This is a genomic window from Cellulosimicrobium cellulans (assembly GCF_001722485.1).
In the GTDB taxonomy this organism is placed as follows: domain Bacteria; phylum Actinomycetota; class Actinomycetes; order Actinomycetales; family Cellulomonadaceae; genus Cellulosimicrobium; species Cellulosimicrobium cellulans_A.
In genome coordinates, this window is record NZ_LWGL01000114.1 from 1 (window position 1) to 10,663 (window position 10,663).

Here is a 10,663-nt window from a genome sequence, read left to right on the forward strand (position 1 = left end):
TGACCCAGCCCAAGAACGCGCTGGTGCGCCAGTACCAGCGGATGTTCGCGATCGACGGGGTGGAGCTGGAGTTCACCGAGACCGCGGTCGAGGCGGTGGCCGAGCAGGCGCTGCTGCGCGGGACCGGTGCCCGGGGGTTGCGCGCGATCATGGAGGAGGTGCTGCAGCAGGTGATGTTCGACGTCCCGTCCCGTGATGACGTGGAGAAGGTCGTGATCACGCGCGAGGTCGTGCTGGACAACGTCAACCCGACCCTGGTGCCGCGCACCAGCCCTGCCGCTTCACGCGCCCGCGCACCGCGGGAGAAGTCCGCCTGACCCTGCCGGGTCCCGCTCTGGCGCGGAGACGTGCCGGGTCGCGTCCGGTCGCGGTGGGGTGACGCGCGGGTGGTCAGCCGAGGACCGGGGACGTCGCGGCCATGCGACCCGGCGTGCCGTGGCGGCTCAGGTCACGCACGTGGGCGTCGGGGCCACGCCCGCGAACCGGTCCTCCGTCCAGCGCAGCAGCTCGGGCACGAGCGGCGAGTCGGCCTCCACGAGCCCCACGTGGTCGCGGCCGTCGTACCGGCGGTAGTCCACGGGCTGCCCGGCCGAGCACCGCGTGCCGACGTACGCGTCCTGCGCGCTCGGGAGGACGAGCGGGTCGGCGCTGCCCTGGGCGATCAGCAGCGGCGCCGGCACCGCACCCGTCGGGACGTTCTCGGCGAGCCGGTCTCCGAAGGCCCCGGCGGTCGGGTCGCCCGTCCACAGGGGCTGGTCCATCGCGAGGGCCTCTGCGACCGAGACGAGCGCGCCGGGCTCCGCGAGGCACCGGGTCGCCATCTCGCGCACGACGAGCCGCCCGCCCGGGCGCACGAGCTGGTAGGGATCGGCGTCCGGGTACGCGGCGTCGTACGCCGCGAGCACGTACGACGCGAAGATGCTCCCGCCCTCGACGCCCTCCAGCGCGCCGACCAGGCCCGGCAGGTCGCTTGCCGGCGCGAGCGCGGCGACGCCCGCGAGCGGGACGTCGGGCGCGTAGTCCGGCGCGAGCTGTCCCGTCCACAGGGCGGCGTGCCCACCCTGTGAGTGGCCCCAGACGACGGTGCGGTCGTCGAGCGCCAGGTCGTCGAGGTCACGGGCGGCGCGGACCGCGTCGAGCACCGACCGCCCCTCCCCCTGCCCCACGAGGTACGGGTGCGGGCCCGCGGTGCCCAGGCCGGTGTAGTCGGTCGCGACGAGCGCCCAGCCGCGCGCGAGCACGCCGTCGAGCACGAAGAACGCCCCCGACTCGAACGGCTCGTCGAGGACCGACGGCGCGCAGCCGCTCGCGTACCCCGTGGTCCCGTGGGCCCAGGCGATCACGGGCGGGGGCGCGGCGTCGTCGGGCAGGTCGGGGACGACGACGATCCCGCTGGCGAGCGCCGGCTCGTCGTCGTCGCGGGTCGTTGTGTAGAGGATGCGCCACGCCGTGGCGCCGTCCGGCACGGCGCGGGTGAACGGCTCGGCGCGCAGCAGCCGTCCGGGCTCGTCGGGGACGGACGCGGGCGGGTCGTAGAACGCGTCGGGGTGCGGGACGCCGCGCTGGATGCCCGCGCTGACGACGGCGAGCGCCGCGACGAGGACCAGCGCGCCGGCGGCACCGACGACCGCACCGCGCCCGCGCCGAGCCGTGCGAGGCCGCTCCGAGGCGGTGAACCCGTCCGCCGCGGCGCTGCGGCGACGAAGTCCCCCGACCACGAGCCGGACGCCGAGGAGGACGAGGCGGGCACCGAAGACGACCGCGACGACGAGCACGGTGACGTCGGGCCACGCGAGCGCCAGGAGCCCCAGGACGACGCTCGCGGCCCCGAGCATCACCGGCGCCCACCGGTCGGCACCGCGCTCCAGCAGCCCCTCCCCGACGTCGAGCGCGCCGGCGACGACGAGCCCGAGGCCCACGAGCACGGTCACGACGACGAGCGACGGCCCCGGCCACAGGAGGACGGCCAGGGCGAGCGCGAGGAAGGCGACGCCGCGGGCCCCGCGGAACCGGCGCCGTCGGGCGGCCGGAACGTCCCCCGGGCGCGACGGCCCGGACTCGCCGACCAGCTCCGCGACGCCGAGCACCACCGCGCCGACCACCACGACGGCGACGAGGAGCGCGAGCGAGGCGAAGGGCCGGAGCACGACGAAGGCACCGAGGACGGTGCAGACGACACCGAGGGCGACGGGCACGGCCGGAGGGACGCGGCTGTCGGCGTCACGCAACCAGGCGCGCGACCTGTCGGCGAACCGGCTCACGCCGCGAAGGTACTGGCCGCGTGCTGCGGGCGCGCGTCGAGACGGTCGCGGACCGGACAGATCGGCGGGTGAATTCCGGCGCCGGGCGGGCGGGCGTCGGGTGCGGGGCGGCCTGCGGAGTGCCGTAGGGTTCCGCGGTGACCGTTCTCGGACCGGACGACGACGTCGTCGCCCATCTCGGCCACGTGCCCCGGCGCGTCGCGGTGGCCGGCGTCTCGGGCTCGGGGAAGACGACGCTCGCGCGGCGCCTCGCGGGGCGGGTCGGCATCCCGCACACGGAGCTCGACGCGCTCCACCACGGGCCCGGGTGGGTGCCGCGGCCGGAGTTCCTCGACGACGTGCGCGCCCTCGTCGCGCAGGACGCGTTCGTCACGGAGTGGCAGTACCGGGCGGCCCGGCCGCTCGTGCTCGCGCGCGCGGAGGTGCTCGTCTGGCTCGACCTCCCGACGCACGTCACGATGCGTCAGGTCACGTGGCGCACGCTGCGCCGCTCCGTCACGCGCGAGGAGCTGTGGAACGGGAACGTCGAGCCGCCGATCTGGCGGACCCTGCACAAGCCCGCGGAGGAGAACATCGTCCGGTGGGCCTGGGAGAAGCGCCACGCGTACCGCGGCCTGCCCGAGCTCGTGGCCCGCGAGGCCCCGCACGTCGTCGTGGTGCGCCTGCGCTCCCGCGCGGAGACGCACCGGTGGGTCAGACGGCTTCCGCCGCCACCTGCCGCGTGAGCTCCTCGACGATCGGCACGTCGGCGTCGAGCCACGGCACGTCCAGCCACTCCCCCGGCCCCAGCCACGTGAGCTCGTCGTGCTCGACCAGCGGCTGCGGGTCGCCCTCGACGATGCGCGCGAACCACAGGCGCATGACGTGGCGGTCCGTGATCACCCAGGTCCCGTGCTCGGGACCGACGAGCTCGGCACCCAGCTCCACGCGCACCCCCAGCTCCTCGCGGAGCTCACGGTGCAGCGCCTCCTCGGGCGTCTCGCCCGGGTCGACCTTCCCGCCGGGGAACTCCCACCGTCCGGACAGGTGCAGCGGACGCGTGCGACGCGCAGAGAGCAGCAGCCTCGGCGACTCGAGGTCGTCCACGATCGCCGCTGCCACGACGAGTCTGCGCAGAGTCATACGCGGAGTCTCGCACGTCGGCACGCACTGCCGACGAGCTGCCCGTGGCGGGCGGAGGGTGTCAGCGGATGCCGGCGGCGCGTGCCCAGGCGACGGCCTCGGCGCGCGTCGAGACCCCGAGCTTGCGGTAGAGGCTCCGCACCTGCGACTTCACGGTGTTGCGGGTGACGAAGAGCTTGCTGGCGATCTGCTCGAGGGTCACGTCCTCGGACAGATTCGACAGGACGACGCGCTCACGGCGGGTCAGCGGGGCGAGCGGCGTCGGGACCGCCGTCGTCGGAAAGGGGACCGCTGCAGGGCGGACCAGCTCGATGGTGCTCATGTTCTCCTCCTGATGCTCTCCGGTCACGTCATCCCCTCGTGGCGAGATCCGGTTGGTGCTACTGGAAGAGAAGGGAGTGGGTGAGATTCATGACGCGACTTCGCGTCACGACCTTCGCGACGGCGCGCGATCCTGTCCGTTGTGCGCCGTCATGACGCGTTTGCCCAGGTCAGCGGCGCGCGGATCAGTCCCGCGGCGCACCTCGAAAGTCGCCGGAGGCGGCCCGATGGCACGGGAATGACGACCGAAGCAGTGTGATCTCCGTCACACTTTGCGCGATGGAGGTCTCCCGCACGGGGAGTGGCGGGCGCGAGGGAGACCGTGCGGGGACGGCGTCGCGCGGGGCTCAGCGGCCCGGGAGACACGTCGGCGACGGCGCGCGCCACGGTGCGCGCGCCGTCGCCGGCTCCATGCTCACTCCGCGACGAGCGCGGCGTACTGCTCGGCGGAGAGCAGGTCCCCGGTCGAGGCGACGTCCACCTTGAAGAGCCAGCCGTCGGTGTACGGGTCGGAGTTCACGACGGCCGGGTCGTCGATCGCCGCCTGGTTCACCTCGACGACCGTGCCCGTCACCGGCGAGAAGAGCTCGGACACCGACTTGGTGGACTCCACCTCCCCGATCACGCTGCCCGCGGTGACGTCCGCACCGACCTCGGGCAGCTCGAGGTAGACGATGTCGCCGAGCGCCTCGGCAGCGGTCGCGGTGATGCCGACCACGGCCGGGTCGGACCCGTCGACCCACTCGTGCTCGGCGGTGTACTGCAGGTCGGCGGGGAACTGGGCGTCGGTCATGCGAAGGCTCCTTCGGTGGGCTGGCGCCGGACGGGGGTGGACAGGGACTCAGGGACGCTGAGGACGACGGTAGAACGGGAGCGGGACGACCACCACGGGCTCCGCGCGGCCGCGGACGTCGACGGCGAGCTCGGTGCCCTCGGCGGACAGCTCCGGCGTCACATACGCCATGGCGATCGGGTGGCCGAGAGTGGGCGACGGCGCTCCGGACGTCACGGTGCCGACCTGCGGCGCCCCTCCCCCGCCGCCCGGCGCGACCACGGCGTAGCCGGCGCGCGCCGGACGCCGCCCCAGGCCCTTGAGCCCCACGAGGACGCGCGCCGGCGCGGACGACCGGCGCGCGGCGAGCGCGCCGCGCCCGACGAACGGCAGCGGCGAGCCGTCCGCGGCGGTCTTGTCGAGCTTCACAACACGTCCCAGCCCGGCCTCGTACGGCGTGGTGGTCGTGTCCAGCTCGTGCCCGTACAGCGGCATGCCCGCCTCGAGGCGCAGCGAGTCGCGCGCCGACAGGCCGGCGGGCACGAGGCCGTGCGGGCGCCCCGCCTCGAGGACGGTGCGCCACAGCGCGCGGGCCCGGTCGGCCGGGACGAACAGCTCGAAGCCGTCCTCCCCCGTGTACCCGGTACGGGCCACGAGCGCCTCGACCGCGCCGTCCTCGACGGCCAGCGTCACCGGTGCTGCGGCGTAGTACTTCAGGTCGCGCACGACCTGTACGCGGCCCCCCGCCCCTGTCGCGTCGTCGCCGGCCTCGACGAGCCCCGCGACGATCTCCTCGGCGAGCGGCCCCTGGACGGCGACGAGCGCCGTCTCGCTCCCCCGGTCCGTGACGACGGCGTCGAAGCCCGCCGCCCGCTCGACCAGCTCGCGCGCCACCAGGCCGGCGTTGCCCGCGTTCGCGACGACGAGGAACCGCTCCTCGTCGAGGCGGTACACGACGAGGTCGTCGAGGACCGAGCCGTCCTCGGCGCACAGCATCGTGTACCGGGCCCGGCCCAGCGCGACCGCGGACAGGTGCCCGACGAGCGCGTGGTCCAGCGCCGCGGCCGCACCCGGGCCCGCGACCTCGATCTCGCCCATGTGCGAGAGGTCGAACAGGCCCGCGGCCTCGCGCACCGCGCGGTGCTCGGCGAGGTCGGACGTGTACCGCAACGGCATCTGCCAGCCGCCGAAGCTCGTCAGGTGCGCGCCCAGCGCGACGTGCTCGTCGTGCAGCGGGCTGAGCCGGTCGCGCGACGCGTCCGAGGCGGGGGGATCGGTCGTCATACGAGGTCCTCTCTGGACAGGTCGGCGTGTCGGCGGCTCAGGACAGCGGGGCGGCCTGGGGCGCGGACACGTAGGACTCGATCGGGGGGCACGAGCACACGAGGTTCCGGTCGCCCCGCGCGCCGTCGATGCGCCGCACGGGCGGCCAGTACTTCGCCGCGCGCAGGCTCGCGACCGGGTAGGCCGCGAGCTCGCGCGAGTACGGCTTGTCCCACGCGTCCGCCGTGAGCGCGGCGGCGGTGTGCGGCGCGCCGCGCAGCGGCGACTCCTCCACCGCCCAGCGGCCCGAGGCGACGGCGTCGATCTCACCGCGGATCGCGACGAGCGCGTCGACGAAGCGGTCGAGCTCCGCGAGGTCCTCGCTCTCGGTCGGCTCCACCATGAGCGTGCCGGCGACGGGGAACGACAGCGTCGGCGCGTGGAAGCCGTAGTCCATGAGCCGCTTCGCCACGTCCTCGGCCGTCACGCCGGTCTCCGCCGTGATCCGCCGCAGGTCGAGGATGCACTCGTGCGCCACGAGACCGTTCGGGCCGGTGTACAGGACCGGGAAGTGGTGCTGGAGCCGTGACGCGACGTAGTTGGCCGCCAGCACGGCGACCTTCGTCGCCTCCATCAGACCGTCCGGCCCCATGAGCGCCACGTACGCGTACGAGATCGGCAGGATGCCCGCCGAGCCGTAGCGGGTCGCCGACACCGGCGTCGCCGTCGGCGACGCCGCGAGCGGGTCGCCCGGCAGGAACGGCACGAGGTGCTCCGCGACGGCGACCGGCCCGACGCCGGGCCCTCCCCCGCCGTGCGGGATGCAGAACGTCTTGTGCAGGTTCAGGTGCGAGACGTCGCCGCCGAACTCCCCCGGGCGCGCGAGCCCGACGAGCGCGTTGAGGTTGGCTCCGTCGATGTACACCTGGCCGCCAGCCTCGTGTACAAGGTCGCACACCTCGCGCACGTGCTCCTCGTACACGCCGTGCGTCGACGGGTACGTGATCATGATCGCCGCGACCCGCGGGCCGTGGTCCGCCAGCTTCGCGCGCAGGTCGTCCAGCAGGATCTCGCCGTTCGGCGCCGTCGCCACGACTTCCACCGTCAGACCCGCCAACGCCGCCGACGCCGCGTTCGTCCCGTGCGCCGACGCCGGGATCAGGCACACGTCCCGGCCCTCGTCACCCCGCGAGACGTGGAACTTCCGGATCGCCAGCAGGCCGGCCAACTCGCCCTGCGACCCCGCGTTCGGCTGGACCGACACGCCCGCGTAGCCCGTGATCTCCGCCAGCGCCGACTCCAGGCCCTCGATCAGCTCCGCGTACCCCTGCGCCTGCTCCGCCGGCACGAACGGGTGCAGGTCCGCGAACCCCGGCCAGGAGATCGCCTCCATCTCCGCCGTCGCGTTGAGCTTCATCGTGCACGAACCCAGCGGGATCATCGTGCGGTCCAGCGCCAGGTCCTTGTCCGACAGGCGACGCAGGTAGCGCAGCATGGCGGTCTCGGAGCGGTGCAGGTGGAAGACGGGGTGCTGGAGGTACGGCGTCGTGCGGGTCGCCCACGTCGGGAGGTCCGCGTGCGCGCTCGGGGCGGTGGGGGAAGCGACCTCGGTGCTCGGGCTGGCCGCGCCGTCACCTTCCGCCGTCGGCCGTCCGTTCGTCCGCGCGGCTTCTACGCCCTTCGCATCCGACGCCGCCTCCCCCGCCTCGTCAGTCGTCTCGCCCGCCTCGTCAGCCGTCTCACCGGCCGCCGCGGCCGGGTCGGTGGGCGTCTCAACGCCGAACACCTTCAGCACCCGGGCGAGGGTGGCGGGGCTGGTGGTCTCGTCGCAGGCGATCTGTACGTGGTCGGCGTCCGGGTTGTACAGGTTAATTCCCGCTGCTGCGGCGGCCTCGACGACGGCCGTGGCGCGGCCGGGGACGGCGGTGCGGACCGTGTCGAAGAAGACGTCGTGCTCGACCTCGACGCCGCCCGCGCGGAGGGCGTCCGCGAGCGTGGTGGCGTGGGCGTGGGTGCGCTCGGCGATCGCGCGCAGGCCGTCCGGGCCGTGGTAGACCGCGTACATCGACGCGACGATCGCGAGCAGGGCCTGCGCCGTGCAGATGTTGCTCGTCGCCTTCTCGCGGCGGATGTGCTGCTCGCGCGTCTGCAGGGCGAGGCGGTAGGCCGTGTCGCCGTCCGCGTCGACCGAGACGCCGACCAGGCGGCCCGGCAGCGAGCGCTCGAGGCCCTTGCGGACCGCCATGAACGCCGCGTGCGGGCCGCCGTAGAACAGCGGCACGCCGAAGCGCTGCGCCGAGCCGACCGACACGTCCGCGCCCAGCTCGGCGGGCGAGGCGAGGAGGGTCAGCGCGAGCAGGTCCGCCGCGACCGTGACGAGCGCGCCCGCCTCCTTCGCCTCGGCGACGACCGGCGCCCAGTCCACGACCCGGCCGGACGCCCCGCACTGCTGCACGACGACGCCCACGAGCGCCGCGTCGTCCGCCACGTCCGCGGGGAAGCCGCCCGCTGCGCGCACCTCGTCCAGCCCGGCGGCGAGCCCGCCCGACAGGTCGGCGACGACGACCGGCAGGCCGACGGCCCGCGCGCGGCCCAGGGTGACGGCGAGCGTCTGGGGGAACAGGTCGGCGTCGACCACGACGTACCCGGACTTCGCGCGGGACGCGCGCCACATCAGTGCGACCGCCTCGGCGACGGCCGTGGCCTCGTCGAGGAGCGAGGCGTTCGCGACGTCGAGACCGGTGAGGTCCTCGACGACCTGCTGGAAGTTGAGCAGCGCCTCGAGGCGGCCCTGGGAGATCTCCGGCTGGTACGGCGTGTACGCCGTGTACCAGGCGGGGGACTCGAGGACGTTGCGGCGGATCACCGGAGGAGTGACGGTCCCGTAGTAGCCGAGGCCGATCATCTGCGTCTTCACGACGTTCTTCGCCGCGAGCCCGCGCAGGTGGTCGAGCACCTCGGTCTCGGTGCGCGCCGCCGGCAGGTCGAGCGGGCGGTCCGTGCGGATCGAGGCCGGGACCGCGGCGTCGACGAGCGCGTCGAGCGAGTCGTGGCCGAGCTGGTCGAGCATGACCTGGATCTCGCGGCCGCGGGGGCCGACGTGGCGCGGCGCGAACGCCCCGGTGGCGGCGGCGTGCGGGGCGGCAGGGTCGAACGACTGGGTCACGGGGACCTCCGGTGGCGGGGGACGACGGCGGGTCCCTCCCCGCTCTGTCATCGGACGCACGCGTCGACCTGAGAGTTTTGCCGGTCCGCCATGCCCTCACGAGGGCCGGGGCGCGCCGGCTTGCACCGTCGGTGGGCCGCCCCGGACACCCCAGGGGCACCGGCACGACCGCTTTCCAGAGTTGCCTCGCCGCGACGGTACGTGGGCCTGAGAGATTCCCGGGGAGGACTTGCTCCTTCGGCGCCGCCCCGGTCGTGGACCGGGGCGAGCTCTCCCGTCGTGGTTCGGGCGGCACGGTGGTCCGCCCGTGCGAGGACGGGCGGACCACCGGTGAAGCGTGAAGTTGTGCGGCCATCCTACCGGCGGCCCGGCCCGGTCGCGCCGGGCCTCCGGGGCGTCGTCAGGCCCGGTCCCCGACGAGCTCGCGGGGCGCGTCCACGACGTCGACGGGCGCCTGCGCGGACCGGCGCGCCTTCGGCCGGCCGTGCGTGAGGTAGAGGGGGAGCCCGGTGAGCAGGAGCCCGCCCACGAGGTTGCCGACGACCGTCGGGATCTCGTTCCAGACGAGGTAGTCCATGATCGTGAACTCCCCGCCGAGCAGCAGGCCCGAGGGGAACAGGAACAGGTTGACGATCGAGTGCTCGAAGCCCATGAAGAAGAAGAGCATGATCGGCATCCACATGACGATCGCCTTGCCGGGGACGTCCTTCGCGATCATCGCGCCGATGACGCCGAGCGACACCATCCAGTTGCACAGCATCCCGCGCACGAACAGCGTGAGCATGCCTGCGGCGCCGTGCTCGGCGTACCCGACGGTGCGTCCCTCGCCGATGTGCCCGATGGCCTGGCCGACCTCGTTCGGCGGGGTGTCGAAGCCGTACGTCACGACGATCGCCATCATCACCGCGACGGCGAACGCGCCGAGGAAGTTGCCGACGAGCACCAGGCCCCAGTTGCGCAGTACCGCGCGCAGCGTGACGCCGGGCCGCTTGTCGAGCCACGCGAGCGGGCCGAGCACGAACATGCCGGTGAGCAGGTCGTAGCCGAGCAGGTACAGCAGGATGAAGCCGACGGGGAACAGGACCGCGCCGAGGAGCGCGTGACCCGTGGTGACGGTGACCGTCACGGCGAACGCGGCGGCGATCGCGAGGATCGCCCCGCCCATCGTGGACCGGACGAGGGTGTCGCGCGTGGACAGCAGGACCTTGCTGGCGCCGGCGTCGACGATCGTCGGGACGAGCTCGGCGGGCTTGACGTAGGACATGGGCGCGGCTCCGGGGGAGAGGTCGTCGGTGGCCTGCCGCGGTGCGGCGTCGCCGACGCTAGGCGGCCGCCGTTTCCCCGGCGTGTCCCCGTGCGCCCGGCCGCGTTACGTTCTGCGCTCAGCCGCCGTCGCCGCGCTGTGAGATCGGGCGGCGCGAGACGTCGGCGTGGTGCGGTCAGGCCTCGCGCACGACGACGGACCGCACCGTGGCCAGGCGGCCCACCGCGCGCTCGAGCGCGCGCGTCCGGCGCTCGGTCGCGCGGAAGCTGACGTCGATGCGCCCGACGCGCCCGCCGTCGTCGGCCGGGGTGGTGGCGAGCGAGTCGAAGCTGACGCCGCGCGTGGAGAACACGCCCGTGAGCGCGGTGAGCGTGCCGGGCTGGTCGAGGCCGTGGACCGTCGCGACCCAGGCACGCTCGCCCGGCGCCGCGCCGTCCGTGCTCGGCACGCCCCGGGTGCCCGGCGGCGCGGGCTCCGCCCCGGCGCCCCGGTCC

The 10,663-nt window shown here is 74.4% G+C and carries 9 protein-coding genes, 1 pseudogene and 1 riboswitch; of the genes and pseudogenes, 2 read left to right on the top strand and 8 right to left on the bottom strand.

Annotated elements, in window-relative coordinates:
- Positions 1 to 317 (top strand): annotated as a pseudogene (locus JZ5iCDA_RS12315) (ATP-dependent Clp protease ATP-binding subunit ClpX); the annotation flags it as partial.
- A gap of 126 nt (positions 318 to 443) precedes the next feature.
- On the opposite strand, the gene JZ5iCDA_RS12320 reads toward JZ5iCDA_RS12315, so the two are convergent.
- Positions 444 to 2,261 carry a lipase family protein gene (locus tag JZ5iCDA_RS12320; protein ID WP_083259971.1) on the bottom strand — a complete coding sequence of 606 codons (1,818 nt, stop codon included), beginning with the start codon at positions 2,259 to 2,261 and terminating at the stop codon, positions 444 to 446.
- 137 nt (positions 2,262 to 2,398) lie between these two features.
- On the opposite strand from JZ5iCDA_RS12320, the gene JZ5iCDA_RS12325 reads away from it, so the two are divergent.
- Entirely contained in the window at positions 2,399 to 2,986 is a 588-nt protein-coding gene (locus tag JZ5iCDA_RS12325) for an AAA family ATPase (protein ID WP_253182075.1), read from the top strand.
- Here the strand turns inward: JZ5iCDA_RS12325 and JZ5iCDA_RS12330 are convergent.
- The 7 genes from JZ5iCDA_RS12330 to JZ5iCDA_RS12360 form a co-directional block, all read right to left on the bottom strand.
- Entirely contained in the window at positions 2,955 to 3,383 is a 429-nt protein-coding gene (locus tag JZ5iCDA_RS12330; protein ID WP_069387446.1) for a (deoxy)nucleoside triphosphate pyrophosphohydrolase, read from the bottom strand. The genes JZ5iCDA_RS12325 and JZ5iCDA_RS12330 overlap by 32 nt on opposite strands.
- A gap of 61 nt (positions 3,384 to 3,444) precedes the next feature.
- The gene (locus JZ5iCDA_RS12335; protein WP_083259972.1) at positions 3,445 to 3,705 is read right to left on the bottom strand and encodes a helix-turn-helix domain-containing protein; all 261 of its coding nucleotides are present in this window, start codon (positions 3,703 to 3,705) and stop codon (positions 3,445 to 3,447) included.
- 414 nt (positions 3,706 to 4,119) lie between these two features.
- On the bottom strand, positions 4,120 to 4,497 hold the full coding sequence (gcvH, locus tag JZ5iCDA_RS12340; protein WP_069387447.1) for a glycine cleavage system protein GcvH: 378 nt from the start codon (positions 4,495 to 4,497) through the stop codon (positions 4,120 to 4,122).
- Positions 4,498 to 4,545: 48 nt separating this feature from the next.
- Positions 4,546 to 5,760, bottom strand: a complete 1,215-nt coding sequence (gene gcvT, locus JZ5iCDA_RS12345) for a glycine cleavage system aminomethyltransferase GcvT (RefSeq protein ID WP_069387448.1) — start codon at positions 5,758 to 5,760, stop codon at positions 4,546 to 4,548.
- Between the two features lie 37 nt (positions 5,761 to 5,797).
- Positions 5,798 to 8,956: an aminomethyl-transferring glycine dehydrogenase subunit GcvPB gene (gene gcvPB / locus JZ5iCDA_RS12350; RefSeq protein WP_083259973.1), complete on the bottom strand. Its 3,159-nt coding sequence runs from the start codon at positions 8,954 to 8,956 to the stop codon at positions 5,798 to 5,800.
- A gap of 134 nt (positions 8,957 to 9,090) precedes the next feature.
- A riboswitch (glycine riboswitch) is annotated at positions 9,091 to 9,192 on the bottom strand.
- A 113-nt stretch (positions 9,193 to 9,305) separates the two neighbouring features.
- Positions 9,306 to 10,169 carry a formate/nitrite transporter family protein gene (locus JZ5iCDA_RS12355; RefSeq protein WP_069387450.1) on the bottom strand — a complete coding sequence of 288 codons (864 nt, stop codon included), beginning with the start codon at positions 10,167 to 10,169 and terminating at the stop codon, positions 9,306 to 9,308.
- Positions 10,170 to 10,344: 175 nt separating this feature from the next.
- Positions 10,345 to 10,663: ACT domain-containing protein (locus JZ5iCDA_RS12360; protein WP_216093440.1), on the bottom strand; the 319-nt coding region annotated here is incomplete at its 5' end.